Origin of the sequence: Flavobacterium sp. SM15 (genome assembly GCF_022012335.1) — a bacterium.
In the GTDB taxonomy this organism is placed as follows: Bacteria; Bacteroidota; Bacteroidia; order Flavobacteriales; family Flavobacteriaceae; genus Flavobacterium.
The window spans coordinates 105,828-131,891 of the sequence record NZ_JAKLTO010000004.1 but is presented as its reverse complement, the minus strand read 5'-3'; the positions used below and the strand labels follow the sequence as shown (position 1 = coordinate 131,891).

Here is a 26,064-nt window from a genome sequence, read left to right as displayed (position 1 = left end):
GCTTCATAATTAAAAAAATAATTATGAGCAAAATTGTAATGTATGTTAGGGTATCGTCAAAAATCAAACAAGATTACGAACGACAAATTTCTGATTTATCACCAATAATCAGAAACCATTATTCAAATGACCCTACATTTGATTTTGATAATGATGTTGAAATTTATGCTGAAAAAATATCTGGTTACAAAAAAGATTATGAAAGACCAGAATTAAATAAACTTCTCAATAAAGTCTATTCTGTCCCTAGCGATTATAAATGCATTTACATCACAGAAATTTCACGTCTTGGACGTGACCCAAAAAACACACGTGAAATTTATGATACACTAACTGAATTACGTGTTCCTATATATGTACAATCAGTAGGACAATATTCTGTTATAAACGGTGAACGTAATAACACCCTTTCAATCGCCATTCAAATCTTAATGGAATTTGCCGATACAGAAGCAAAGACCTTCAAACAAAGGGCTAAGTCTGGAAAATTACAAAAAGTAACTGATGGCAGAATCCACGGTTCAAATTTAGCTTATGGTTATATGGGTGATGCGAATAAAAAACTTATTCCAGACCCAGAAGAAAAACCAGTTGTTGAACTAATATTTCAACTTTACAAAGAAGGCAATGGAATTCAATCGATTGCCAACACATTAAATCAATCCAAAATACCTACCAGAAGAAATAAAACCCACGGTGATAAATCAATCACCTTCAAAGATGGTAGTGAAAAATCTGGTGCTACGATTATTTGGGATGATAACACCATATTAAGCATCTTAAAGAATACAATATATAAAGGCGAAAGAAACTTCAAAGTTAAAGATGCTGTAACAAAGGTTGAAAACGGAAAAAAAGTAATCGTTACGCCAGCTGAATATGGAACATTTAATGCTCCAGCAATCATTTCACCAGAACTATTTGATGAATGTACCCAAATACGTCTATCAAAAACAAATCGCAATTACTTAACGACATACGAATATCTATTGAAAGACCTTTTCAGATGTGGGTGTTGTGGTCGTAAATTCTTTGCTAGGTATTCCCAAAACATGAAAGTTTATGTTTGCACAAGCAACATCAATAAAGGTGAATCATGCGGTGAACCCAGAATCAATATCAGTTACATTGAATCGGTTATTTATAATGAACTTCTACAATCAGAAAAGCTTCTAAAGTATTTGGACAATCCCAACGATTTAAAAAAACAAATTGATGCTGAATTAAAAATTCTGGAACAACAAAAACTAAATGAGGAAAAATTCATTGCATCCAAAAATAAAGAACTTATAAAGTTGCTTGATTTATATACATCAACCCAATCATCAAACAAAGAATATTATCTTGAAAAAGAATCAACCTTAAACAAAGAATTAGAAGCCAGTCAAGATAAGTTGGGTCTAATCAACGGAAACATCTTATCAAAAAATATTGCTTTGTCAAAGTATGATGAAAAATCAGCCAGTACTGAAATGATTCTGGGTGCAATGCACAACCGACCAGAACTATCAACCATATTCAGACAATTCATTGATAAAATCATCATCAATACCATTACCAAAAATTATACTCTTATTACCGTGTTCATCAAGATTAATGGTATTCCATTGAAGTTACCACTTAAATTGATTCTTGATGTTAATGCAAGCCGTGGCACACGATGGCAAAGACCAATTGAATATAAATACATTTCAATCCCTAAGATGGTAAATGAACCAGTATTCAAAGAAAATGTTCTTGTTTCAGATATTGATGATATAAAAACTGAAGTTGAAAATATTGCTGAACTCGCATCACGTGAAAATTTCGGTTTAATCGATACACCACAATTCAAAATTATACCACGTTCAAATTGGTTGTATATTGACAAATCAGATATATAAAATCCCTTTTAAACTGAATTGTTTTATATGGCAAAACAATATGTCAAAGTTTTGTTAAAATTCAATCTTTAGCCCCGACAAGCAAAATCGACAACGTACTAATTTTTAATAGATTAGTTTCTAAATAGTTTAATTCAATAAGACTAACCATATTGTTTAATTTGGTAAGGCATTTATTAAATTTTTTTACTATAATATTGCATCAGAATCAATCACAAAAATTAACTATAAACACTTAATACATAAAACATTATGACTGAATATGAAATAAAAAGAGCAATGGTTGAATATGATGTTGCTATTACTTCAATTAGACAAACTAGACTGTTTGGTTATGAATCACAATTAGCAGAATTCAATTATTGGTGTGCAAAAACAGATAGACATAAAGAAACGGATAAAAATGGGGTTCGCTTCCAAACAGATTTTATAAATGAAACTTATAAAGATTTTTTGGTTGAACAAAGAACAGAAAGTTATTCACTAAATAAACTTAAATCTTGGTATGATGAATTACTAACCAAATCCAAAGATACTATTGATTGGGATATGATTATTGCAGCAACAGAACCAAATAATCTTCACGACATTATTAAAACTCATTATCATAATATGCCAGATGAAGTGTATTGGGAAATTGTAGGTCATTGCTATACAATGTCTAATTTAGCACATACAGACATGGAAATTATTCTATCTTACATCAATGATTCACGTCCAAAAAAGGAATATATGATGGATGAAGATGAAAGAGAGTTTTTTAATAATCTTCCAGATGAAGTTACAATTTACAGAGGCTGTTCAAAGAAAGAAATCGAATCTGGAAATTATAGAATAAGCTGGACATTGGATAAGAAAGTAGCTGAATTTTTTGCCTATGAGTACATCAATTTAAACTTTGAAAAATCATTTGAAAAGGATAAATCAAAATTTGACGTTGTAGAAAAAACCGTAAACAAATCTGAATTACTTGCATATTTCGGTGGACGTAACGAATCAGAAGTTTTATATTTACCATCTTTGAATAAATAAAATTAAACTCTAAAAAACATTATGACTTACGTAGTTACTTATTATACAACAGATTCTCAAAATGAATCATTTATTAAAGATTTTGAATTCGAAAATGAAAACTTAATTATTGCTAGACGTGAAGCAATTGCAAAAGCAAAAGGACTTGAAGCAGCAGCTGCAAAAGATGAAAAAATAAAAACGTTTGCAATTGATATCTGGTTATATGAATCAGATGAAGATGAAGATATAAATACTATAGAAATTCAATTAATGGGTGGTGATAGTGATGGTATATTGGCTGAACTTAATAATGAATTTGAATTATATTTAAACAACGATATTCAAATTGAAACTGTTGAAATTGATAAATATGAAGTAATTGCTGAAGATATTAACTATCTATTAAATTCTTAAATATGAGATATTCTATATCGGTTGATGCTAGCAGAGGCGGCAACCCAGACCAAGAAAAAACTGCATTGATAATGGTTGTCAGTGCAACTGAAGATGAACGTTATCAATGTATTGTAGTTAATGGAACTCAAACTTTAGGAAATCCAATTCTAAGAAACAATTATGATGATGCAAAACAGTCTGGAATAGATTATATTCAAGACAATCATGGTGATGCAACTATTGTTTCAGTAGAAGATATTGAGGTTAAAAAAGCGATTGATGATTCTGAAGAAACTCAATCTGAAACGGAAGAAAAATAAGAATATCAAACAACAAAGGGTAACCATATCAGTTACCCTTTTTTATTTGATTTTAGACATCATCTATCTACTATAATAATAGTTACTATCCAGATAAATATCTGGTCTATAAACGTCTTAATTAACAGCATCATCTTTGAATAAAATATCTTTGACTTTCTGAACCGTTCCAAGACTAACACCAGCAAGTTTAGCAACTTTACGCAAACTGTTATTACCAAGCTTTAATTCTTTTACAACAGCTGGATATTTAGCTAATATATCATCATCTGACATACTCGGTTTGTTTCTTGATTTGGAATAAACACCCCTAGCCTTAGCAATTGCAATACCTTCAGATTGTCTCTCACGTATTGCTTCACGTTCCATTTCAGCAACGTTGCTTAAAACATCGGTAATCATTTTGAATATTCCATTATACTTACCATTGGGTAATATGCTACTTATTCCAAGATTATCAATACATACATTAACACCCATTTCCTTTAACCAATTAAGACTATGTTGGCAATCAAAGGATGACCGCCCTAACCTATCAACACTGCTGGTTGATATTTGAGTTATTTCTTTGGCTTCAATTGCTTTAATAAGTTCTTTACCTTGTGGACGTTCATTAAACGGAATTGAACCGCTTATAACATCAATAAATAACTTTTCATCTGGATAGCGTTTAGCCAATTGTCTGGCTGGGTTCTGGCTCTGGGATGAAACCCTTACATAACGTGCTTTCATATCTTTTAATTTAATAGTTAATTGAGATTGTACCACCAGAAGAAAGCATTTACCAGATTACTAGGTTATTAATTATAATCGTTTATATATTCAACATCTTTGTCAATTGAAGACTGAAGAAAATCAAAATAAACTTCATGCCTTTCAACCTTTATACTTCCATCATCATTTAAGAGATAGTAACTGTAAGTATCATTCCAAGCTAGGATAATAAAAACAATTCCACAATGATGATTTCCATTAACTACTAGGATAAGCCCTTTATTGTAAAAGTTCACTATCCTTTCTACACCCCATGACCAAAACACGTTGATATTGTGTTTAAGTACCAGTAGCGTTTCACGTGGTTCAAATTCCCTTTGTGATAGGGATTCAAATAATTCAGAATTTTTAATTAAATTTGTCATACTTTGATAATGTATTAATTCATCTGAGTTAATGCTTTACGATAGATAAGGGTTGTTAGCGCAACCCTTATTTTATTCTGGTGGTTAATCTCAATATTTCAAATAACTTTTGTTCCCTTTAATTGAACACTTCAAAGATATGTTATTGTTTTATTGTATGCAAATAAAGTACACATTATTTTTAGTACAATTATGTTAAAATTATTCACGTGTTTATTGACGTTAAAGTGTACTAAACAATACCACCTTAAAAACATACAAAATAACATAGAATTTTATCTTTTTGTGTATCTGGAAAACGATTTTTAGATTTGCAGCAGAAAATTACTTCAGAAATCAAACGGCACTTTTTTAGGGTGAAACAATTGTGCGGTGTGGCTATGTTTTCAATATGTTTTTACTATATTTTTCAACGTAGGTATTTCCAAAACTGTAAGTAAAATAGCTCAAATTAAAGATTTTTTAATTTTGTGACCCCTTATTGGTAGTGGGTTTGCTGGGATTCTATTACAACAGATTTAACCTATTTTGCAAAGTGAAAATCTAGGGGTATCTTTGTCAAATAATTTCTTACATCAAGAAAAAATCTCCATTGTGAAAAACTCGGACGTATTGTCAATAACTTTGACTTCCTTTTTACGTCAAAAATCACAACCTTTGTAACTGTAGTTATTTGAAATATGAATAAAAAAAATAAGGTAATTGGCGTTACCTTATTTTCGAGTAGTTAACTGAGTATTAACCAAATTTTATCTAAAATGGAAGAACCTAGTGTTAAGGAATCCAAGTTAGTTAAAGTTTTAAAATTTCTTCTTGGAGTCTTCGTAGGACAACTTGTAAAAGAAGGAATTAAAAAAGCTTTAACAATATTATTTTAACTTGGCAAATGAAAGGGGTGTTTTATAGCACCCTTTTTTATTACCGTTGTTGTATGGTACAAATATACCGAAAAGTTAGTATAAAACAAGTTTTTTATCTCTATATCCTTTAACACAAGTAAATACAATACTTCCAGCTACTTCAGCTACTATTTGTTTAGTATTGTTTAGTATAACATTACTATTAGTTTACCTTCTTTTGCATATTGTAAACTATCTGTTCAATCCTAACAGCAGAAAGTTCATGTTTATCACCTAGATAAAGAAATTTAGCTTCATTGTTTTTCATCTTTTTTAGCTGTTGGTACTCTTCATATATTTCAATATCTCTTAGTACTATAAACGACAAAATACCAGCTTTGATAAACTGGTACATTGTTTCGTGGTTTTTCTTTAGTAATTGGTATCTGTTCATTTAGTTAATCGTTTTCAATTGCTTTGGTGTTATGTTGAAGTGAATCATATCTTCATATTCTTTTACGCCCCCCGCTCCTACCGTTGTTGTCGGTACAATCGTAGGAACTGATGAATAATACTGGTTGTGGTACAACTGTTGGTAGTAATATTTGCCATCGTTAAAGAACCAAAATACCATTGGAACATCACCAGTTTCTTTTGATATGGATAACAGATGTTCAACCTTGGATTTGCTGATGAAGATTGTATTGTACTTATCTGATGGAATATCACGGTTCTTAACTTCAAACACAATTGGTAGGTTTGTTGTTGAACCAGTGTAATATCCATCTTCTTGGTCATAACTATCCGTATTGGTAAAGTAGTAGCTGCTTACACCGTGTTGTTTAAATAGCTGTTCCATTTTCTGGCGTTCGATTTCGGAAGCTTGTATAAAATTCTGTTGGTTAGTTGTCATTGGTATTAGTTGTTTCGGAATAGGTTTCCAGCTTGAATAATTCAGCCAGTAATTTTTGGTTACGTTTCAACTTTCTTAGTTGAATTATGATTGCTCTTAGTTCTGGGTTAGCTGGTAATTTGTCAGTTAGTTTCATTATTGGTTCTGGTATTTTTGGTTTTCGTTATCAATCATTTCATTGAAATCTTCTTCAGTTAGTGTTATTCCCATGGCTTTATTTTTTAGGGTTCGTTATTGTTATTTCTTATAAATATCTGTTCGGATTCAAAAAGTCAGATTATTTTCATTTTTTTTTATCGCCCCGATTTTGGGGTTTATTTTGGTTCTGGATTAAATCACTGGTGTACCTAGAATGGCTCTTAATTTGAGCAAAGCGGATTGATTGATTTGTCCTACCCTTTGTTTGCTTACTTGTAATGCTTCATAAATTTCAGTGGGTGTTGATGGTTGTTGGTCAATACCAAACTTCATTCTGATAGCCAAACGTTCTTTGGGTGTTAGGTACTTTAAAGCAAATTTTATTTTTCGTTTCAATTCAAACTGGTAATCAAATTCATCCGTATTTTCAACCACATCTTCAACGTTGTACTGGTCATCAATACTTATTAGCTTTTGTTGTTGTTGGAAGTAAGTATCAATTTCGCTGGTGTTGAATAGTTCCAAATCTTCAAGTTCCGTTCTTGTTGGTTGATACTGATTATCTTGGTAAAGCTGATTAATCATTCTTTTGATTTTCCTATTGGCTTGCAGCTTATTTGCTGGCAATCGGATAAGGTCTTCATGTTGGTTGATTGTATACTGGATTTGCTTTCTTATCCAAAAAACAGCATAGGTGCTGAATCGTACTCCGAAATCTAAATTGAATTTGGTTGCAGCTTGAATAAGTCCAATATTCCCTTCACTGATAAGGTCATCCAATTCAATAATGGATTTGTTTGTTATTGATTTATGGTAGCTTTTCGCAATCGTAACCACAAACCTTAAATTTCCAGTAATGATTTCGTTGATAGCATTTGCATCACCGTTTTGGTATCTGGTGTATATGTCTTTTACTTTCTCATTATCTAACGTTTTAAGCTTTCTTAGTTCATTGTAATACGTGTTGTTCATTCATGGTTGATTATGTTTAGTTGTTATTGTTTTCTAATAAATATTTAGACAAAACCAAAAAGACATATTTGAATGAAAATATTTTTGAAATATTATTCAATACGTTCATTTACAGATTAATACAAAACAAAAAATCCTAACCATTTGATTGATTAGGATTCTTTATGTTTAGAAATTAGCACCGCTTTCAATCACCGCTACCCTATTTGATACATCGGCAATATCAACCACACTTACAATTGGTGCTGGCAATGATTGGTTAGCTTGTGCAATACGTTCAGCCATGCCATCAAGATTAACTTTAACACCGCCAAGGCTTCCAAGATTGGTGTTACCACCAACAAACCCACCACCAGCAAATGTTGGTACACCAATACTTCTGAAGAAAGCAGAGCCACCAGCACGTGCTTGTTGTTCACGGTTAAGAACTAATTCACCATTACCAACATAAGCTAACACATCATCACCGTTGGTAAGTGGTGCTGATAGATTTGAAGGTGTATCAACGTAACCACTTCTAAGTGTTGGAATATCACCAGTAATGTAACCACCACCCGCTTTAGTTGGTACTTTTGTACTCGCAATTTTTGCAACATTTAGCAAACCACTAGCCAAAACAACACCAGCCATTGCGACTTTAGCTATACCACCAGCTGGTTCTGGTAAAACAGATTTTGCAGCTAATATTTGAGTAAAAGCAAGGTAACTATTCAAAGTGGCTTGGGCTATGGCTGCTGCCTTTCCAGCTGCTGTGTTTTCACCTAATAACTGAGAAATAGAACCAAACGCTTCTGAAGCTGATTGAAGTTGTGCATCGAACTTAGCCTTTTCAATCTTCTGTTGAACATCAGCGTGTTTCTTTTGGATAAGGTCTTTACTTGCTCCAGTCTTTTCAGCTGCTGCAATTTCTGCTTGATACCTTTGTTCTTCCCTAGCTAACTGTAAATCAAAATCATTGGTAAACTTTTCTTCATCAAGTATTCTTTGGTTTTCAAGGTCTATCGCTTGTTGTTCCTTCTTAGCTTCATCACGTTGCGTTTGAAGTTCTTCATTCTTGATACGTTGATTCTCTTTGATTAAGTCAATCGCATCTTGATATTGTTGTTCATTAATCTGACCTTGCTCTAATCTGGTTGTTTGAAATTCAATTTCTTTTTGTGCAGTAAGAGCGTTTTCATTAATGAAGTTTTGAAGCTTTTGTTCTGTAAAGAATTTGTCTTCATCAATTTTGATTTGATGATTACGCTTATAGTTTTCAAGTTCCCTTGCAGCTTCTTCAATGGCAATATCAGCTGTCTTTTTGGCAAACTCATTTGTCAGTGCCAATGATTCAGCTTGAAATGCTGTTTGTGTTATTTTCTTAGCATCGAATTCTTGTTTAAGAATTGCCAGTTTACGGTCAAGAACTTGTTTTTCAAATGCAATTTCATCTTCAATTGATTTCTTCTTAAACCCTTGTTGTTGAACGAATAGATTAAGTTCATCCTTTGATTTTTGGATGCTGGTATCAATGGCTTTTTGTTTTGCATCTTCAGCTTTTTGTCTGGCGTTCTCAGCATCTTGTGCAGCCTTTTCACGTTTCTTTTCAGCATCTTCTGCTAACTTATCTTGTGCGTTTTGGTTTTTCTCCAAACGTTTGGTTGATTCATCTTGGATAGCAATCTTAGCTAATTGTGCTTTCTTAATTGCTTCAACCTCATCATCAGTGATTTTACCAAGGTTTAGCAAATAGATTGCATATTCAGTACCACGTGTTTTAAGGTTTGCAATTTCTTCAGCATTCAATTGACCTTTTATTCTTGCAGCTTCAACAGCGTTTGAAATTTCTTTTTCAGCTAATGCAGAACGATTATTGAAGTTTTGAGTTTCAATTGCTTCAGCTTGCTTCAAGAACTTCAATCTTTCTTGTTCTGATAATGTTCGGTTCTTTGATTGAAGGATTAATTCAGCGTATTGTTGACTAGCTTTTGCATTAGCAACTTCTTGAATTGATTGTGCATCAGCAAGGTCTTGTTGGGCTTCCTTTAAAGCAGCTGCTTCTTTAGCAGCGTTTGCCATTTCAGAACCTAACTTTTTAAGTGAACCAATTGGGTCAGTTAAGAATGCACCCAATTTTTTAATAGTTCCACCCAAATCTGTTAACCCAGTAACGAATTGACCAACGGCAATTTGAACAACACGAATAACAGCACCAAAGGCAGCCATCCCTTGCTCTAATTTATCAACCAACGGGTCAAAGGCTTTAAAATACCCTATCAGTAAAGCAACCGCTGCAATGATTAAACCAATACCAGTAGCAGCCAGTGCAACTGAAAAGATTCTCATTGCTCCAGTTCCAAGATTAGTTGCAACCGCTAAACCTTTTTGTGCTAATGTCATGCCTTCAGTTGATGCAGCAGCTGATTTAATTTGAGCAGCACCAGCAGTAGCTTCAGTTTTCATTGCACCTAAAAGCGGTGTGAATGAACCAACAACTTGTGATACATTTTGAAGTTGACCACCGAACAAACCAGTTTCTTGTAATGCTCCAGTTATTGCCGTTTTATAATGACCAATACCTATTTTTTGTTGTTCATAGGCTGATACATTTTCTTTTATGAATTGGTTGTTCTGGTCAAGCTTACCATTGATTTCAAGTAGCTTTTGTTTACCTTCATCAGTTTTGATGTTGATTTGATTACGCAATGCCAATAGCTGGGTATTGTTTTCACGTGCTTGTGCAATTGATAAGTTTTCTTTACTCACTGCATCAGCAATTGCTGCTGATGTTTGAGCAAAGGAATTGTTAGCCGTACTTAATTGGGTTACAATTGATTTTTGTTGATTGTATGAACTTTGTAAACGTCCTAATTCAACAGCATTCTTTTGGAACGCTTCAGATGCAGTTTGATTTGATTGGGTAAGTTGTTTTTGTGATGCTTGAAGTTCATCAATCTTACCCCTTGTTTCAGCCATCTTAGCAATAAGTGCTGATGTGTTTATATCCAAGTTTAGGATTTCAACTTTGTTTGCCATTAATTGGTACTTTTATTTCATATTATTTTGGTTTAAAACCCCAGGATGGGGTTGGTTAAACAATTATTTTTTTATGGGTTATTTATCCCCAATAGTTAACAGAATTATCAGATGTTACTTGACCATCAACTGTTTGCAACGTAATATAACTAACACCACCAGCTACATTAATAGGTTGAATAATTACAATTGGTGATGAATTAAGAACAGTTTGTGATACGATATTATTAGTCAAAACATTAATGCTACCATCAACAATACCAGTTGTTGTATAAGCAATTGTTATTTTATGGTTGAAGGCATCATAACTTTCAAGCAAATAACCAGTGATATGTATTGTTCTTGTTTCGGCTGGTGGTGTAACTACTGGCTTATAATCAACTTTAATTAATTCAACGTTTGTAAGCTTATCTTGTTTCCAGTTGTTTATTTTATTAACCATGAAATAAGACCCTAACTGACTGATGAAGTACAATTTTTTAAAATCAAAATCCGATACATCGGCTGGTGTTAACCACATTTTTGCTGTAATGATTTTAGACTTATTCAGTATTCTGGAAAATGTAGAATAGTAACTTTGAATAACATCTTGAAACGACAAACCAGCATAGCTTTCCATTGGCATATCTGTAATTGATGTTGATTCAATTAGCAATTCGCTTCCAATTGCTTTTGGTGTAAGAAGTTCATAATTTGAATAAGAAATAAAATAAAATCGTTTATCCAGTGGTTTGTATTTGATTTCTTGAACACCGTCATTATCACTTATTTCAGTATTAAAAAGCTTATATACATTTGTTGGTTTGGGTAACAAGTATGTTAAATCCTTTTCGGGTGCGTAAATTTTTGAATTGATAATAATCTTCTCATCATCCAGATTTACATTTTGAATATTGATAAACCCATCTTTATGGTTGCTATTTTCTTGATTATACTTGTATTGCATTACATTGTTCTGAGCATAATTTCCAAGTATATATTTTTCGCTTTCCAATCCTTGAAACTTATCACTCCAATCAACCAATTCTGGTGATTCAAGCCTTTCTGCTAAAGTCAAAAACTTATAGTTATTTGATTCTTTATCCTTGAATATAGTAAGACCAAAACGCCAAATGATTTCATTGATAAAGTCTTTGATTTTAAAATCTTCCAGCACACTATCAAATTCAATTTCCGTTGTAGTAACCTTGCTGATTTTTAAATTAAGTGGTGATGTAATATGTATTAGTAATAAGTTATCATTGTTGTTATAACCAAGTTGATTACTTGTTCTAGCAATAAAACACAACGATTCATTTGCTTCTAAATCAATAATTAAATTATTCTCAAAATAAACTGGTGTAAAATCACCCCTATCACCTACACTACTAGCAACTTTTATAAGTGGGATTACATTCTCAGCTGATGTAGCGTTATGTTGATTCTTGCACAACCAAACATCAACTTCTTGAGGAAAAACGGTTGTATTAATTTCACCAAAGAATGAAGTCCAAAAATATAATCTGAAAGGTTTAAGTGTTCCAGAAATTTCAATCCTATATTTTGAACTATCGGGAACAAAATAATGGATATTATTTAATGTTGATGGAAGTGTATTATCATCAAATGAACTAAATCTTAGAAATGATGATTTCTTTGTGTTAGGATATTCTTGGAATGATGAACCGTTACTTTGAAATTGATAATCATCGGAACTCCAAAGTAATTCATCTGGTGTTGTTGAAAGAACACCTTTTGGATAAGTAATATAAAGATTCTGAAAATCATCAGATTCAAATATGCTACCCTCATAACCAAAATTATAATGGCTGAATATATTATCCCACAAATATGGAACTTTAACGGCTGGGGTTAAATAATCAATATTTATTGTTGACCCAGATGATGGGTGTTGATACAACACTTTACCACCATAATCAGATACAATATATTTATATGGTGTCGATGTTCCAGTCCATGAATCAATTACAGTTGATAAATTCTTTGAATGTGTTAAACCAGATAAATTAATTTCAGAAAATGTTTTATTCTCAATAGCCTTATAAAAATCAATAACACCATCATAGATATTAATTTTATAATCATCTTTTGTTTCGTTGATTACAGCCCAACCATTATAAATAACAGCCTCATTACCAACAAAGTAATTTGCAGTATTTTGTTGATACGGCAAGTTTGAATCATTACCAACAACCCCTAAGTAATTAAAGGCTTCAATGTTATTTGGAGTCTTTGGAATATCAATGCTTCTGGTAAAGTTTGCTTGCCTATTTTCAACGCTTGCAATGTCATTTACTTGAAGTGTTTTTGTTAACTGAAATCCAGCATATAAATCAATTGCTTTGCCGTTTATAAAAAGTCTTTCTTCATTATTATTCATTAATATGTTATGGTATTTTCGGGCGGTAATTCAACCGTTATTTTAATCTTATTCTTTTGACTTTTATTTTCAAAAGATGTTGAGCCATCACTAACTTTAACCCCAATAAAATCACCTTCTAAAAATTGATTAAATGGATTATTATGAATGTACATTTCAACTTTAGGTGATTTCATCAAATCCAATAAGTATTCTTTTTCTTGTTGGTCATAAGAAGAAGATAGTTGCAATGCTTTGTTTGCCATTTTACCTAAAGAGTTAGTAATAAAAGTCACATTCTGAAGGTTATCCCACGAACCATTGATATCATCAAGGTCTTTAGTTTTAAGTGATTCTTTATAGAACTTTTCAAACAACCAATAACTATAACCACCATTTTGGTTAAACCACTTTAGCAGAACACCGCATTGGCTTTCTAATTTTTTAACTCTGATGTTTGAATTAAAAACACCATTTACCCAAAGTTCAATGTTGTTTATATTTGAAGAAATTGATAATTCATCAACAATAGTTAAGTTGGTTGAACCGTCACTTAAATAGATTCTTTTAACTTCATTTGTTGTTCCAGTAAAAGTTTGTGTAACTGCTCCAGAATTGGTGTTTTTAAAATAATATGTATCACCAGAATTAATTCCAGCAATTGCAAAATCTTTTGGATAACCTTCATGATAAGTAAGATTGTAATCTTGATTGTTGACTGTTGGCAACAGAATTCTTACTGAATTATCATTATCAATTTTTCGTTTGTACCCAATTAATTGTTCAGCAGATTTCAAGAACTTATAATTCAATGAAACTGTATCACCACTTGTTTCTGTATAGGTTGTAATTGATGGTTGAAACACTAATTGCAATGAATTATCATCAATGATATATAAACTCCCATTTAGGTTTGGAATAATTGAATCAGCAAATCCATTTGGGTTAATCATCGTTTTAACCAAATCCTTGAAATTATATCTGAATTCATTGTTATAAGGATAAACCGTAAAAGTGTTACCACTTGGAACAACTGAAATTTCAGCTAATGTTGTTCCCGTAAGTGTTGAATGAAAAGTGATTATACTATCATTGTATGCTGGGTTAAATGAATTGGTTAAAAGATTTGAAGTAATAATTATCATTATCTATTATTCACTAATTTGTTTATTGTTATTTGCACTTCATTTATGAAGGCATTTACATTGATTTGATTAAGTCTTTCAAGTATCTTATCAATGCGTTCTGGTGTTATTACTTCATCATAGATATACAAGTGATTTTCTGGGTTTGTTCCTTCCCTTGCAATTTTTCTGGCAATCAAATAAGCCAGTGAACTAACTTTCATTTTTGCTTCAATCGGTGTGATTCCCTTTTGTTGAATCCATCTTTCAATTGCTTCAAGTGGTGGCTGTTTTCCAGCAGCACGACCACCCAAGTATAAGTAACCAAGTAACGTTGCTGAAGTTCCGTTTTGTTGTATTTCCAGACCTTGTTCAAATTCACCAGATGTTCTTTTACCGCTGGCATTATAAACTTGAATTATTTCAGCTTTTAGGGCTTCAAGTTCTTCCCTAAGAACCTTTTCATTTTCAGCTTCCATTATTCATTAGGACTTAAAGAATAGTTCACAAGAACACCGTCAAGGTTGAAATCAAGTAAATTGATTACTTCCAGTGTTTGGAACTTATTTATGTCATAATCATCACAAACCAAAGTATCTTTTATTGTCTGTAAAGCACCGTTAAATAATGGTTTGATGTAATCATTGAACTTATCATCATACATTTCATCAACATCACTTGATAGTATCATCATAAACCTACCAGAATAAGATTTGGTTTCATTTCCAGTATTTGAAAAGCTTGAATCAATTACAATTGGGTCAACAAATAGGTGAATAGTTCCACCACTTACATCTTCATTATATAGATTTTGGTAATCTTTTCTTCCGTATTCAAATACCCATCCATTTGTTTCAGCTATGTTTTTAAAAAAATCATACATTATTGTTTTTGCTTATTTTTTCTCTTTTGGATTTCATCTAATTCCTTCTGGATATTAGCTTTTTCCTTATCCATCAACAGCTTACTAAACACTGTCATATATGGTAATTTTTCAATCTCAATCCATTTGGTAACATCTTCTTTGGCCAGTGAATCAATTATGTTTAAAACACCGAACTTTGCCATCCTACCCTTTGCGTTAACTGATTCAAGATTTATATCAAATGAATCATCACTTAACGCATCGATTTCCATATTTGAAATGTCAATCAGTTCCTTTTGGATATGATTAATTATACCGTAAAACTTGGTGATTGTAAAGTCAAATATTTGCTTTTCAGATAATCCAGTTACCAGTTTCATCCCTTCAATAACTGATTCAAAATTTCCTTCATTGAAGTAATCTGCTAATTCATTTCTTTCACCAAAGGTGAAGCTGTTACGGTCTGTTATCTGAATCGTTTTAGATGTGTTTTTATCCCAGAATTTGTACTTATTGTAATTTGGATTATCAATTACTTTAAGTGGTTTCAAAAGGTGTAATATAACCTCATATTCAGCTATCAATCTATAATCGGTTAACTGAAAAAAGTCTTTTACTTTATAATCAATTATCGTTTCCATTTTAAGCTGAAGTGAGTTGATTTGTTATTGAATTTCATTAAGAACAAATACCTTAATGCATCAAGCCCATGGTTATAATTATCAATAGGAATATTCAAAGCTTTACCTTCTTTGTCCTTCATCCAGATGTAGTTCTGTAATTCTTTGATTAAATTGGTTGACCTTGAAGTAACTTTAAAATGTTGTGATTGTATTAGTTGAATTCCGTTATTTATACTGTCTTTGCCTTTAACTACTGGTAGAACATTTAAACCGTATGAACGCAATTCGGCAATTGATTTTGGTTCAGCCGAATCAGCAAAAATGATTCCTTTTTTAGCTTTTGAATTAAGTATCAAATTGGCTAATTGTTTATTCAATAAGCCTTTTTGATAAACCACTTCATCAACTATGATTTCACCGTTGTAACGGTAAACGCTTATCAATGATGTTGGGTCATTGGTAAATCCAAAATCCAGACCAGAACCCAATAATTCAGCTTCATCTGGAAGAAAATCAATTTCAGACCAATCAGAATAAATTGCACCAGATTGAATACCTAATTGACCAAGCCCCATCACCTTCCAACGGTTCGCCCAATATTCAGATGTTTTGGCTTTTTCTTCCCAGCTTTCAATTTCTGATACAATTTTATTATCAAGAAATTCATTGTCTTTGTAGGTAACAATTATAAAATCAACACTGTCATTACCGATAAGTTCAGTTTGTGCGTAAAATGGTGCTGATGGGTTGTAGTCTAAAAAGGTGAATTGTTTGGTACGAACATTCAATTCTTGAAAAGCTTCAAATGTTACATTGTTTGCTTCATTGATAAATAAAATGTCCCTACGTGAACCCCTTAATTTTGTTGAATCATCAGCTGAAAAGAATTCAAAAGTTGATTTATTTAACTGATATGTTCTATCAGTCATGTTGTGTTTGCTTTCATCATACAAACCCATCTTGATGATTATATCTTGAAAGTCTTTATAAGCCCCACGTTTTAATACTGGGATTGATTCAGCAACAATTGAAATTAGTACTTCACGCTTTAAAGCATAAAGTATCAAATAGTGAAGTATGGAATATGTTTTACCCGCTGATGTTCCACCTTGCACTACCCTTATAGGTGCAGTCATTCCAGCAATTTTGGTAAATGCTGATGTAGGTGTAATCATTAGAATGGCAATTCATCATCTTCATTGTTATCAGTTGGTTCAACTTCTTTTTTAATTGGTAATGCTTCTGGTTTGATTTCAATGAACTCAGTATTCATTATTGATTCAATCAGTTTCTTTTGTTCATCAGAACTGGCAATGATATTGATTGTCGTTTGCTCATTTTTATTTGTGTGTTCAGAAATGTGTTTCAAGTTTAAATCACTAAACTTTCTTTCAAGTAACCATGCATATTTTGTCCAAGTCATGTTATTTTCATCTAACATTTTTTGACCTAAAGCTTGTTTCTGTCTGATATGTGCATACTCCATAAGTTCCAAAAATTCTTCACCAATTTCTTCATCTGGTGCAAACTTCCCGCCCTTCCAATTAATGAAGGTTCTTTTGTTAATTCTTTCATTTTTGGGTAAAAGTCTGTTTACAAGGAACAAAAGTTCGTTATCAGTTAAATATCTTAAATCTTCATTGTCAAGTACCGCTTTAAGTGCTGGTAACCAAACTTTCATTTTGAAAGGTCTTCCCTTTTCATTTTTATTTAAATTATCGTTCATATTTCCTTAAGCATTAAGTGCTTATTCAGAAAATATACCTTCTGAACTGCTGAATGTAAAGACAAAAAAAGACCGCTATTGCTAGCAGTCTTTAATGTTATTCAGATTTGTCATCTTCTTTTTTATCTTTTTCATCCTTCTTATCATCATTCAATTCATTTAAGTCTTTTTTGAATCCTTTTAGTTTTGAAATCATTTCTTTCAAGATTACCCAAATTGAACGATTACCATATTTCATACTGGTTTCATCCATGCTTTTGATTTCAATGTATATCCAAGCTCCACAAACAATCCTTGTAAATAGATTAATAGGGTCAAGAATTAAGAATTGATTAATCATAAACGCTAGTAATATTGTGGACATATAGAAAAATGATTTCGGTACAATATTGAATAATGAATTGCTTTTATAGGCTTGAATACCACCTTGTTTAACAGCAACGTAAATGGCAAATAATGTATCAGCAGCCACAAATAATGATGTGGTGATTAGCATTCCAGTAATTGGAGTTATGAATACTAAAAAAGTAGCAAATAACGGTGTTAATATTACTTTAGATTTATAAATTAGGGCGAAGAAAATATCTTGAATTGTTTCAACATTCATTGGGGTTTTAAAGGTTAATTTTGGTTTGTTATTATTCTAAAATAAATTTTAAATTAGATTTATTATTTGTCTATTTGACTGTCTATAAGCCGAAACATCAATACCTAATGCAGCTATTTTGTCGTTGCATTCATTTCTAAGGATATTTCGTTCATCGAGAATATTTTGAGGTATTTCCGTTCCTTCAATTATATGTTTTTGAATATGAACACGTAGTAATTCATCAATCTTCATTTCATATTCTTGTTCAATACTTGCAACAATATTTTGCAAATTTTGATTTATCTCATTTTCAATGATTTCATAATTTGCATCTTCTGGGATTTCTTCAAATGAAGCAACTTCATAATATCCCCCACTTGTTATGTATATTTTGTATTTCATACTTTTAAAAGTTTAATAAAAAATTAGGCTTTTCTGCTCCAAAACCAACATAATCCAAAACCAAAAGAACATCAGCTGAACCAGTTGAAATTGTTCTTTTTGATTGTACACCAAAAGCACCAAAAGAGTATGATGGTGCATTATTGGTTGTTATTGATACATTTAAAATGACGGTATTTGTTGATAGCTTTTTTAGCTTAAAATTTGTTTGTGTAGCACTAACAAAATCTATTAATAGAGCATAAAATTGGTCATTAATTAATGCCTCAGAAACAAATGAAGATGCAGTAGCAAGTCCAGTAGCAGCATTTTTACAATAAGCATAAGTACCAGTACTATCTGTTACCAAACAAGCTTCATTACCATGTACCCCTTGTAACCATCCTATTCTTGTATCTCTTTCTGTGAAAGTTCCATTGTGCATAAATTCACAATAAAATGACCCGCCAATTGGTCTAGCATTATACATTGACCAAAGTTGGTAACCAGAATTTATAGTTGTTTGGTGTTTAATTAAACCAGCTCCCTTTGTACTATAACTTTGTAAATTTTCAAAAGCCCCACCAGCAATAGAAGTCCCATTAAGTATGCCATTTCCTTGAGCTATGTAAAAATCTGAAAAACTCCATCTTGATTGTGTTAACGTTGTTGCTGGTGTAGGTTCGCTAATGCTTCTAAATACTTCATTAAACCCAGAACCATTAAATTGAAATCTAATCCTTCCATTGTTTTTTAACGTTGTATTGACTTGGTCTGTTAAAAAGAAAGGCAATTCAGCAGAAGTATCATTTTGTTTAAAAATAACATCGTGACCAGTATAGTTATAAAATAAATACTCTTTACCAAGAAATGGCGTTTGGTCAATCTCATGAACAAACTCATAATGAAATCCAGATACGGAAGTTAAACCAGTGCTAGTTAGTACAATTGTTGATTTTCCATTCACTTCAAATGATAATGATACACTACTCCCACTAATTGGTTCAACATAACTTCCCAAATATGATTTTCTTACATATTCAGTTCCAACATATATTGGTGTAGGTTCACCAACATGATTATCAGAAGCAGTAATCTGAGTTATATAAATAGCGTTTAATGGTAATACTGGAGCAGTACCAATATCTTCATATTCCACCCCAGAATATCTAACAATCTGATTATATTCATTGGCAATTATTAAATCTATTCTGCTTTTTCCAGAAGCAGCAAAGGGAACGTTAATTATTGAATTTAAAGTAGTTTGATAATTAGTACCGTTAATGTTCCATTGAGCTGGTTCAACCGTTAAAGTGTTACCAGTTAAGCTTATATTACCAATACTTAGTAATTGATTTTGACCATTAATTTGACTTAAATAATTAAATTGTTTAGCATAAATTAATGTTGCTAAATTATCCATCAAATCAGCTTGTGATGTATGATTAACCCCATTAACTTGAATTTGATTAAAATGGGTTGAACCCATCAATTGAAATCTTGTATCATAAGCGTTATGAATCGCAATTGATTCTGAACCTTGTTTGATACACATGAAATTCTTTGGATATGTTAAACCATTATATTTAAAAGTATTAGGGTTATTAGTTGTTTGAAATACTTGCATTATATTTTACGAATTCTAAATCTTCTTTCACTTACGGAAGTTGAACCACCACAAGTGTTATTTTTTCCCCATTTTGGAAACAAATCACTATTGCTATCCAAATACAGTTTTATAATCTCCCAGCGACTTCCAGCCAATTGCATTTGTTGTGTTGAAATGTCTTTCAACGTATTTCTATCAACTGGTTGTGAATCGTTTGAAAGCTTTGTAGTTGCTCCAAATGGTGTATGATTCACATTTGTAAGCAATACATATTTTGACATGAAATAATCAGCTGTAAGGGCTTTTAATCCATCTTGGTAATACTCAATACCATTATGGGTAAAAGTGCTTCCAGAAAGCAAATTTTGATAGTCTGGATTAGATAAATTAGCCAACACATCAAAGAAGAAATCAGACCCTAACCTATCTTTCAATTCAGTGATTTGGGCTTGTTCAATGATTGGGTTAATTTTCTTTTCATCAATCTTTTCACCAACATCTTTATAGGTTTTGATTTCCGTTGCCGTTACTATTTTATTCATTTGTTGGTTGAATTGGTTCTTGTGTTATTTTTGGGTTTCCAAGCATTTGTCTAGCTAATGAACTTTCAATTCCAAAGATTTCAGAAATGATTACAATACCGCTTTCAAGGTCTGTTAACCCTTGTGAAACTGATTGCTGGATTTGTAGTAATGCTTGAACACCACCGACTGAACCTTTTAATTGTGCTTGTGCTTCAAGTCTTTTTGCTTGCACTGGGTCAATTGATTGCGTATTTTCAATCTGAATAATTGGTATGATATTCCAATTTTTAGTTGGATTTATCGGTTGATGGAACTTGTTGAAGATTAATTTGAATGCTTCACAAATGATGTTTCTTTCTTCTTCTTTCTTTTCCCATTGTGTTAGTTTGGCTTCTTTAAGAAGTTCACCAGAATTTCCAAAAATTGAATTATCTGATTTGTTCACTAAAATTGCGTGAACATCAAATGCATCAATTATTACTTCCTTATTGGACTTATCAGTATATTCAAACTTCTTATCATCAATATTTGAATCAATATTTTGAATAATTAACTGTTCACTCAATACATCAGTTTCATTTTCTGCTTCCAAATGAAGAACCCCAGAACTATCTTCAGCACCTTTCAAATCTTCAATTGTTTTTACAAAATCATCACGTTCATTATCATCATCAAATGGCTTTGTTATAAACAATTTTGCTCCGAAAAATCCCTTTCTAAGACCCCCATTTTTAAATACTGAAGACTGATATTGTGAATCAGCATCAAGAATTACACAATCAATATCTGAAAGACTGTATAAATCACTGAAATCAGCCGTTAAATGAAGTATTTGACCTTTATATTTTGACCATCCACCAGCAGCTTCAACTTGTGCTTCAATAACCGATTGATTTGAGTTGAAACGGTCAATCAAAGTGTAATCATCCTTGTTGGTTTTCTTTGATTTCGATTTATCCCAGTTGTTGTAAACAACATATTTACCAGCGTAATTTTTTGAATCAGTTTTACCAATTCTAACATCAGTTGATGGTAATAAATCAACACTTATTACTTCAAATAATGCATTATAATTAACGTGTAAAAAGATGTTGTTTTGTTCCGAAAATTCCCTTGAAGTAATCCTAAGTAACTGGTTAATATTCAAACCTTTTTTACTTACAATTGGAGCATTATCTTTAGCAAATTCAAACCCTTTACCATAAATGTATTTACTGTTAATATCAACACATTGTTTAGCGGTAACACTAGACCCTATAATTGATTTTACAAGGCTTGGATAAGCATTATCATCACCCCAATTATGGATTCCATCGGTTTGGTTATATTTTATTGAAAGTCGATTATCGACATCTATTAATTTGATACGCATTATTCACCATCATCTTCAATTTTCATGTTATTGATAAGTTCCTTCCAATTTGATGGGTAGCTTTCAAACATTGAAATTCTGTTTGGGTTAACCGCTAAAAATTTCAAGCATAAATCAGCTGGTGCATACGTTGGTGAAATGAATTCATCAGCACCAAAATTGATTTGAACAACACCAATATTTGCTCTTAATTTGAATTCAGTATCATCAACTGGCTGTAATAGGATTTCCAATTTGGCAACACCATTTACAGCAAGCTTTTTATAGTAAGTTGGGAACTTATCTTTACAGCTTGCACACGTTTTGAATCCGTAAACAAACTTGTAATATTCAATTAGTTCTGTTTTATCTTCTTTGGTCAATTCATCCATTGGAATTGCCAATAATTCTGTTAGTCTTTCTACTGTCATATCGTCTATTTTTTTAATAAAAAAAGGTAGGTAGCTATTATGCTGACCTACCTTTAATTATACCTTCTGAAATACCTTTTGTAAAGGTAGATTTCAGTTATTGTTATGATAATTTGTTATCAAATTTTGCTTTAGTTGTTGAATAGTTGGTTTCATTCCAAATTAAGAAAGGATATGATTCACCGTAGTTTTCAACGCTTGCTAATGTGAATAATAATGCACCATCATTTTCAGCACTTGAATATGTACCTTCAGACATTTTAAGTCCGTTTTCAAGTCCAAATACTTTGAAAGCATCAACATTACCAGTACCTTTGAATTTAGTTTCAACGATTACCACATATTCACCTTCTAAAAGTTCTTTCATTCTTTCTGCATCATCAGCACCAGAACCAAAAATTCTACCAGCGAAATTGTGTGTGAACGTATCTAAACCATCGTTGATACTTACTTCTGACCCGACAGTTCCCAGCTGCTTAATCCATTCGATACCGTACCCAGTCGCACCGCTCATTAAAGAAACGTTTGTTACTGTAGCACCAGATTGAGTTACTGAAGTCCAATCAATATCAGCTCTATTTATTAATACTGCGCTTGTTTCTAACCCACCCTTTGCACGGTTCGCTGGGGTACAGTCATAAGCAATGTTTGCAGTTAGTTTACCTATACATGACATCTTATTTTAAAGTGTTAATAATCTTGTTATTTTGTGTAAAGTCGTTGGGGCTTGTTAGCCCCATCAACTTTGGTTTATTTTTTTAGTATGCTACAGAAATGAAGTAAGGTTCTAATACTTTAGCATCTAAACTGAAGATGTTTTCGCTGAAAACTTTTCTATCAGTTTTGTCATACCATACAGCCAATTCTTTGAATTCACCTTGTGAAAGTGTACCTACTGGAATGTTGCTTGGAATAGTGTAAACAATACGGTTTGGTAAGTTGTATTTTGTACCGTTATCCATGTAAGCAGTAATGTTTCTATCCATAAAATCAGCAACGATAATTTTCTTACCTCTATAAGTCATAACACCATCATTTATAGCTAATTGACCTACTGCATTTAAACCAGAAATTTCAAGTTTATCTAAGAAGTTATCATATACAGATTGAGTTACGATGAACATACCATCAGCGTGGTTTTTCAATCTTGAATCTGATTGATTGTAAACTTTTCTCATTGCTACCAAAGCTTCACCTTCAGCTAATTCTTGTGTAGTGTAAGTAGTTCCAGTGTTAGCTGCAATTGTTGCTCTTTGAATATCACCAGCAGTTACACCAGCAAAGATTTGTTTCCAAAGACCATCAACACCCTTGAAGAAAGAAGTATTAACACCGTTAGTAATTGTACCACCAGAAACAATGTTTTGTGCTGATTTATCCCCAAACCAAACTAATCTTAAAATAGTTTCATCCAATGCTTCTAACAATTTAGCACCTAAGAATTTGATTTCTTCAGAACCTTCAGCATCGTATTTGTTTGATTTAGTACCAAACGCTTTTAATAATTCTGGTAAGTCTTTTACACAGTAAGGAATTCTTACTTCGATTTGGTTATTTTCCCAATATTTTTGGGTGAAAACAATACCAGCTTCAGAATCTTGTGGTGTACAAGTACCGTTTGCTGGTAAACCTTGTAAGCCCATTGCTGATGCAAGTAAGATTTGGGTCTTCATGTCAATACCTTCAGCTACAGTGTGCATTGCTGAAAGTGCTGGATTAGAGAATACAGTTTCAAAGATAACTTTGCTTAATTCTTGTACTTCTCTAGGTGATAACGTTACGTTATCTAAGTTGAAATTTGCCATTTTTCTATTTCATATATTTAGCTTTTCGTTATTATTTTCTTTTGAAAGAAATTGTTGGTTTTTCTTGTTCTTTTGCCTTGATTGTTGGATTGTTTTCACTTGTAGTAGTTGTGTAATCTGAACCAATTGATTTTGCAAGGGCTTGAAATTTTGCTTCCAATTCAGCTTGTTTTTCAAGTGATTTATCAAATGCTTCTAAAAGGTTTGAAGCATCGGCTGAAGTCATCATTTCATCTAATTTTGATTGTAATTCAGCAACTTTAGCTTGAAGTTCTTCAATCATTTTATCCTTTTCAGCTGGGTCTGCTGGAATTTCATCAGCGTTTTCAATTCTTGCATCAGCTTCAGCATTTTCTGCTGGGTCAGTTGGTTGTGCATCTTCAGCTGGTTTGATTTCAGTTACAACACCACCTTTAGCAACCACGGTTGAACCATCTGGCATTAAGAAATCACCTTCAGCTGGTTGACCATCGACTGTTACTTTAGCATCAACACTAGCAACATCACTTGCTTCAAGGTCTGGAAATACTAATTCAACACCAGTTGCATCTTGAAGAACCAATTCAGCTTTGATACCATTCAATTTGTTCCAAATAGCATCAAGTTTTTTGGTTAATTTGTTCATTAAACTTTCGTTATTTTCATTTTCGTTATTGTGCAGTTTAGCCACCGCTTTAAGTGGTACTTCTAACCCAGTTGCAATGCCAAAATCAAGGCATTCATCAGCGTTTAAGTATGTTTCATTTTTAAGAAGTGAATGGATTGTTCCTTTATCGATTGATAAGGCATCAGTGTAGAAGTTAATAAGCCTATTTTCAGCATCTTTTAATCCATTCAAGTAATCATTGATAACAATTGAATCACCAACAACTTCCATCCACGGCAAGTGAATCATATACACTTGATTTGCGTTGTTTGGTATCAATCTTGTTGAACCAGCCATGAAGACTACGCTGGCAATGCTGTAAGCCATAGTTGTAGAAGTTGTAACTGGCTTTTCTTTGTCAAGGTTTTTTAAATAATCGTAGATGTCAAAACCATCTTCAACATAACCACCTTCAGAATGTACCTTTACAAGAAATGAAGTAGCAAGCGGTTGATTCTTTACTTGACGTACCACATCAACTAAAGTCGTATCAACACCAATTACACCGTTTATATAAATTTTTCCAATCATATAAACAACTGTACAGCCGTAATGGTCAGATGTAAAGGTTATGAGTTACTTTACATAGAATTTCTTATGTAAAACCGTAAAAAAACCAGCAAAAAGCTGGTTTTAGTTTTTGAAGTCGAAACATACAATTTCACATATCGGTGAAACACCCTTCCAATGGTCTTTATAAAAGCTGGTATCAATCCCACAATTGAATTCATAAATCAATCCCGTTTCTTTGATGAACTTTTCAACCTTTTTGGGTAATGATTTATAATAAGGATTGTACCCTTTAGATTTTTCACGTAAATCTTGATAAAATGGCTGTCCAGAATATAAGAATGGTGTTGAAGCTTGTGGTAATATGAAAACGCCATAATCAGCAATTTGTGAAGCAATATCAATGGTCATAAGGTCGAATTCAGAACCCTTATATTTCAAGTTTAAATCTGTTGGTAATCCAGTTTTGATTTTACCAAACGGTGGGTTGCTGATGGCTTGTTTAAAATGTCCAAATTCTTTGTAATCAAAGATTGAAGCGTTAATCCAATTAGCTTCTGGCAATAGCTTTTTACCAACTTCAACGTAGTTGGCATTCAATTCAACACACGTTATATCAGTACATCCGTAATAGTGATACGCAATGAATGATAACATTCCAATTCCAGCACACAAATCAATGGTTTTGGCGTTTCTATACATTTCAATTCCAAAATCCCTTGCAAGCCCAAACGGTGTAAAGAAAGCACCAGCTTCAGCATTGTTGTTATTTGCGCCTTCATTCCAGTTTTCAAAAACGAAAAGCTTTTCATCAAACGTTAATTCATCTTTTTGAAGATATTCAACCGCTTGATTGTGTTGTTTTATCTGTTGTTTGGTAAGCTTTGCCAAT

28 protein-coding genes are annotated in these 26,064 nt (G+C 32.3%); 4 read left to right on the top strand and 24 right to left on the bottom strand.

Annotation, left to right across the window (positions count from 1 at the left end):
* Positions 1–23: 23 nt before the first annotated feature.
* The 4 genes from LZZ90_RS08405 to LZZ90_RS08390 all read left to right on the top strand — a co-directional run bounded on the left by LZZ90_RS08405 (position 24) and on the right by LZZ90_RS08390 (position 3,613).
* Positions 24–1,883: a recombinase family protein gene (locus LZZ90_RS08405; RefSeq protein ID WP_237790246.1), complete on the top strand. Its 1,860-nt coding sequence runs from the start codon at positions 24–26 to the stop codon at positions 1,881–1,883.
* A 252-nt stretch (positions 1,884–2,135) separates the two neighbouring features.
* Complete coding sequence (locus LZZ90_RS08400; RefSeq protein ID WP_237790245.1) at positions 2,136–2,915, top strand: hypothetical protein; 780 nt, start codon at positions 2,136–2,138, stop codon at positions 2,913–2,915.
* Between the two features lie 21 nt (positions 2,916–2,936).
* On the top strand, positions 2,937–3,311 hold the full coding sequence (locus LZZ90_RS08395) for a hypothetical protein (RefSeq protein WP_237790244.1): 375 nt from the start codon (positions 2,937–2,939) through the stop codon (positions 3,309–3,311).
* Between the two features lie 2 nt (positions 3,312–3,313).
* Positions 3,314–3,613 (top strand): hypothetical protein, encoded by a 300-nt coding sequence (locus LZZ90_RS08390; protein ID WP_237790243.1) that lies wholly within the window; start codon positions 3,314–3,316, stop codon positions 3,611–3,613.
* Between the two features lie 117 nt (positions 3,614–3,730).
* On the opposite strand, the gene LZZ90_RS08385 is transcribed toward LZZ90_RS08390, so the two are convergent.
* The 24 genes from LZZ90_RS08385 to LZZ90_RS08270 all read right to left on the bottom strand — a co-directional run bounded on the left by LZZ90_RS08385 (position 3,731) and on the right by LZZ90_RS08270 (position 26,063).
* Positions 3,731–4,345, bottom strand: a complete 615-nt coding sequence (locus LZZ90_RS08385; RefSeq protein WP_237790242.1) for a recombinase family protein — start codon at positions 4,343–4,345, stop codon at positions 3,731–3,733.
* 68 nt (positions 4,346–4,413) lie between these two features.
* Entirely contained in the window at positions 4,414–4,752 is a 339-nt protein-coding gene (locus LZZ90_RS08380) for a hypothetical protein (RefSeq protein ID WP_237790241.1), read from the bottom strand.
* A 1,062-nt stretch (positions 4,753–5,814) separates the two neighbouring features.
* A complete protein-coding gene (locus LZZ90_RS08375; protein WP_237790240.1) occupies positions 5,815–6,045 on the bottom strand; it encodes a hypothetical protein in 231 nt (76 codons plus the stop codon).
* Positions 6,046–6,504: a hypothetical protein gene (locus LZZ90_RS08370; RefSeq protein WP_237790239.1), complete on the bottom strand. Its 459-nt coding sequence runs from the start codon at positions 6,502–6,504 to the stop codon at positions 6,046–6,048. It abuts the gene before it with no gap.
* The gene (locus LZZ90_RS08365) at positions 6,494–6,640 is read right to left on the bottom strand and encodes a hypothetical protein (RefSeq protein ID WP_237790238.1); all 147 of its coding nucleotides are present in this window, start codon (positions 6,638–6,640) and stop codon (positions 6,494–6,496) included. The genes LZZ90_RS08370 and LZZ90_RS08365 overlap by 11 nt, the downstream gene beginning before the upstream one ends.
* Before the next feature lie 194 nt (positions 6,641–6,834).
* Complete coding sequence (locus LZZ90_RS08360; RefSeq protein WP_237790237.1) at positions 6,835–7,614, bottom strand: sigma-70 family RNA polymerase sigma factor; 780 nt, start codon at positions 7,612–7,614, stop codon at positions 6,835–6,837.
* A gap of 168 nt (positions 7,615–7,782) precedes the next feature.
* Positions 7,783–10,629: a hypothetical protein gene (locus LZZ90_RS08355; RefSeq protein ID WP_237790236.1), complete on the bottom strand. Its 2,847-nt coding sequence runs from the start codon at positions 10,627–10,629 to the stop codon at positions 7,783–7,785.
* 82 nt (positions 10,630–10,711) lie between these two features.
* Positions 10,712–13,009, bottom strand: a complete 2,298-nt coding sequence (locus LZZ90_RS08350) for a hypothetical protein (protein WP_237790235.1) — start codon at positions 13,007–13,009, stop codon at positions 10,712–10,714.
* The gene (locus tag LZZ90_RS08345) at positions 13,009–14,133 is read right to left on the bottom strand and encodes a hypothetical protein (RefSeq protein ID WP_237790234.1); all 1,125 of its coding nucleotides are present in this window, start codon (positions 14,131–14,133) and stop codon (positions 13,009–13,011) included. The genes LZZ90_RS08350 and LZZ90_RS08345 overlap by 1 nt, the downstream gene beginning before the upstream one ends.
* Positions 14,133–14,591 carry a hypothetical protein gene (locus LZZ90_RS08340; protein WP_237790233.1) on the bottom strand — a complete coding sequence of 153 codons (459 nt, stop codon included), beginning with the start codon at positions 14,589–14,591 and terminating at the stop codon, positions 14,133–14,135. The genes LZZ90_RS08345 and LZZ90_RS08340 overlap by 1 nt, the downstream gene beginning before the upstream one ends.
* Positions 14,591–14,995: a hypothetical protein gene (locus LZZ90_RS08335; protein ID WP_237790232.1), complete on the bottom strand. Its 405-nt coding sequence runs from the start codon at positions 14,993–14,995 to the stop codon at positions 14,591–14,593. Before LZZ90_RS08335 ends, LZZ90_RS08340 begins: the two co-directional genes overlap by 1 nt.
* A complete protein-coding gene (locus LZZ90_RS08330) occupies positions 14,995–15,618 on the bottom strand; it encodes a hypothetical protein (protein ID WP_237790231.1) in 624 nt (207 codons plus the stop codon). The genes LZZ90_RS08335 and LZZ90_RS08330 overlap by 1 nt, the downstream gene beginning before the upstream one ends.
* Positions 15,606–16,775: a PBSX family phage terminase large subunit gene (locus LZZ90_RS08325; protein ID WP_237790230.1), complete on the bottom strand. Its 1,170-nt coding sequence runs from the start codon at positions 16,773–16,775 to the stop codon at positions 15,606–15,608. Before LZZ90_RS08325 ends, LZZ90_RS08330 begins: the two co-directional genes overlap by 13 nt.
* On the bottom strand, positions 16,775–17,326 hold the full coding sequence (locus LZZ90_RS08320) for a hypothetical protein (RefSeq protein ID WP_237790229.1): 552 nt from the start codon (positions 17,324–17,326) through the stop codon (positions 16,775–16,777). The genes LZZ90_RS08325 and LZZ90_RS08320 overlap by 1 nt, the downstream gene beginning before the upstream one ends.
* Positions 17,327–17,423: 97 nt before the next feature.
* Positions 17,424–17,933: a hypothetical protein gene (locus tag LZZ90_RS08315; RefSeq protein ID WP_237790228.1), complete on the bottom strand. Its 510-nt coding sequence runs from the start codon at positions 17,931–17,933 to the stop codon at positions 17,424–17,426.
* Between the two features lie 48 nt (positions 17,934–17,981).
* Entirely contained in the window at positions 17,982–18,317 is a 336-nt protein-coding gene (locus LZZ90_RS08310; RefSeq protein ID WP_237790227.1) for a hypothetical protein, read from the bottom strand.
* 4 nt (positions 18,318–18,321) lie between these two features.
* Positions 18,322–19,923 carry a hypothetical protein gene (locus LZZ90_RS08305; RefSeq protein WP_237790226.1) on the bottom strand — a complete coding sequence of 534 codons (1,602 nt, stop codon included), beginning with the start codon at positions 19,921–19,923 and terminating at the stop codon, positions 18,322–18,324.
* Entirely contained in the window at positions 19,923–20,447 is a 525-nt protein-coding gene (locus tag LZZ90_RS08300) for a hypothetical protein (RefSeq protein ID WP_237790225.1), read from the bottom strand. Before LZZ90_RS08300 ends, LZZ90_RS08305 begins: the two co-directional genes overlap by 1 nt.
* A complete protein-coding gene (locus LZZ90_RS08295; protein ID WP_237790224.1) occupies positions 20,440–21,801 on the bottom strand; it encodes a hypothetical protein in 1,362 nt (453 codons plus the stop codon). Before LZZ90_RS08295 ends, LZZ90_RS08300 begins: the two co-directional genes overlap by 8 nt.
* The gene (locus LZZ90_RS08290; protein ID WP_237790223.1) at positions 21,801–22,211 is read right to left on the bottom strand and encodes a hypothetical protein; all 411 of its coding nucleotides are present in this window, start codon (positions 22,209–22,211) and stop codon (positions 21,801–21,803) included. Before LZZ90_RS08290 ends, LZZ90_RS08295 begins: the two co-directional genes overlap by 1 nt.
* A 103-nt stretch (positions 22,212–22,314) precedes the next feature.
* The gene (locus LZZ90_RS08285; protein ID WP_237790222.1) at positions 22,315–22,887 is read right to left on the bottom strand and encodes a hypothetical protein; all 573 of its coding nucleotides are present in this window, start codon (positions 22,885–22,887) and stop codon (positions 22,315–22,317) included.
* Positions 22,888–22,969: 82 nt separating this feature from the next.
* Entirely contained in the window at positions 22,970–24,016 is a 1,047-nt protein-coding gene (locus LZZ90_RS08280; protein ID WP_237790221.1) for a hypothetical protein, read from the bottom strand.
* A gap of 31 nt (positions 24,017–24,047) precedes the next feature.
* Positions 24,048–25,193: an ATP-dependent Clp protease proteolytic subunit gene (locus LZZ90_RS08275; protein ID WP_237790220.1), complete on the bottom strand. Its 1,146-nt coding sequence runs from the start codon at positions 25,191–25,193 to the stop codon at positions 24,048–24,050.
* A 102-nt stretch (positions 25,194–25,295) separates the two neighbouring features.
* Positions 25,296–26,063 carry a methyltransferase gene (locus LZZ90_RS08270; protein ID WP_237790219.1) on the bottom strand — a complete coding sequence of 256 codons (768 nt, stop codon included), beginning with the start codon at positions 26,061–26,063 and terminating at the stop codon, positions 25,296–25,298.
* Position 26,064 lies beyond the last annotated feature (1 nt).

Bases quoted from the DNA above. Each gene is read 5' to 3' on its own strand.
- LZZ90_RS08365 (WP_237790238.1), bottom strand. From the start codon at position 6,640: ATGAAACTAACTGACAAATTACCAGCTAACCCAGAACTAAGAGCAATC.
- LZZ90_RS08350 (WP_237790235.1), bottom strand. From the start codon at position 13,009: ATGAATAATAATGAAGAAAGACTTTTTATAAACGGCAAAGCAATTGAT.
- LZZ90_RS08335 (WP_237790232.1), bottom strand. From the start codon at position 14,995: ATGTATGATTTTTTTAAAAACATAGCTGAAACAAATGGATGGGTATTT.
- LZZ90_RS08395 (WP_237790244.1), top strand. From the start codon at position 2,937: ATGACTTACGTAGTTACTTATTATACAACAGATTCTCAAAATGAATCA.
- LZZ90_RS08360 (WP_237790237.1), bottom strand. From the start codon at position 7,614: ATGAACAACACGTATTACAATGAACTAAGAAAGCTTAAAACGTTAGAT.
- LZZ90_RS08405 (WP_237790246.1), top strand. From the start codon at position 24: ATGAGCAAAATTGTAATGTATGTTAGGGTATCGTCAAAAATCAAACAA.
- LZZ90_RS08330 (WP_237790231.1), bottom strand. From the start codon at position 15,618: ATGGAAACGATAATTGATTATAAAGTAAAAGACTTTTTTCAGTTAACC.
- LZZ90_RS08310 (WP_237790227.1), bottom strand. From the start codon at position 18,317: ATGAAATACAAAATATACATAACAAGTGGGGGATATTATGAAGTTGCT.
- LZZ90_RS08385 (WP_237790242.1), bottom strand. From the start codon at position 4,345: ATGAAAGCACGTTATGTAAGGGTTTCATCCCAGAGCCAGAACCCAGCC.
- LZZ90_RS08280 (WP_237790221.1), bottom strand. From the start codon at position 24,016: ATGGCAAATTTCAACTTAGATAACGTAACGTTATCACCTAGAGAAGTA.
- LZZ90_RS08340 (WP_237790233.1), bottom strand. From the start codon at position 14,591: ATGGAAGCTGAAAATGAAAAGGTTCTTAGGGAAGAACTTGAAGCCCTA.
- LZZ90_RS08370 (WP_237790239.1), bottom strand. From the start codon at position 6,504: ATGACAACTAACCAACAGAATTTTATACAAGCTTCCGAAATCGAACGC.
- LZZ90_RS08290 (WP_237790223.1), bottom strand. From the start codon at position 22,211: ATGACAGTAGAAAGACTAACAGAATTATTGGCAATTCCAATGGATGAA.
- LZZ90_RS08295 (WP_237790224.1), bottom strand. From the start codon at position 21,801: ATGCGTATCAAATTAATAGATGTCGATAATCGACTTTCAATAAAATAT.
- LZZ90_RS08325 (WP_237790230.1), bottom strand. From the start codon at position 16,775: ATGATTACACCTACATCAGCATTTACCAAAATTGCTGGAATGACTGCA.
- LZZ90_RS08375 (WP_237790240.1), bottom strand. From the start codon at position 6,045: ATGAACAGATACCAATTACTAAAGAAAAACCACGAAACAATGTACCAG.
- LZZ90_RS08320 (WP_237790229.1), bottom strand. From the start codon at position 17,326: ATGAACGATAATTTAAATAAAAATGAAAAGGGAAGACCTTTCAAAATG.
- LZZ90_RS08400 (WP_237790245.1), top strand. From the start codon at position 2,136: ATGACTGAATATGAAATAAAAAGAGCAATGGTTGAATATGATGTTGCT.
- LZZ90_RS08300 (WP_237790225.1), bottom strand. From the start codon at position 20,447: ATGAATAAAATAGTAACGGCAACGGAAATCAAAACCTATAAAGATGTT.
- LZZ90_RS08315 (WP_237790228.1), bottom strand. From the start codon at position 17,933: ATGAATGTTGAAACAATTCAAGATATTTTCTTCGCCCTAATTTATAAA.
- LZZ90_RS08390 (WP_237790243.1), top strand. From the start codon at position 3,314: ATGAGATATTCTATATCGGTTGATGCTAGCAGAGGCGGCAACCCAGAC.
- LZZ90_RS08305 (WP_237790226.1), bottom strand. From the start codon at position 19,923: ATGCAAGTATTTCAAACAACTAATAACCCTAATACTTTTAAATATAAT.
- LZZ90_RS08380 (WP_237790241.1), bottom strand. From the start codon at position 4,752: ATGACAAATTTAATTAAAAATTCTGAATTATTTGAATCCCTATCACAA.
- LZZ90_RS08355 (WP_237790236.1), bottom strand. From the start codon at position 10,629: ATGGCAAACAAAGTTGAAATCCTAAACTTGGATATAAACACATCAGCA.
- LZZ90_RS08345 (WP_237790234.1), bottom strand. From the start codon at position 14,133: ATGATAATTATTACTTCAAATCTTTTAACCAATTCATTTAACCCAGCA.
- LZZ90_RS08285 (WP_237790222.1), bottom strand. From the start codon at position 22,887: ATGTCATGTATAGGTAAACTAACTGCAAACATTGCTTATGACTGTACC.
- LZZ90_RS08275 (WP_237790220.1), bottom strand. From the start codon at position 25,193: ATGATTGGAAAAATTTATATAAACGGTGTAATTGGTGTTGATACGACT.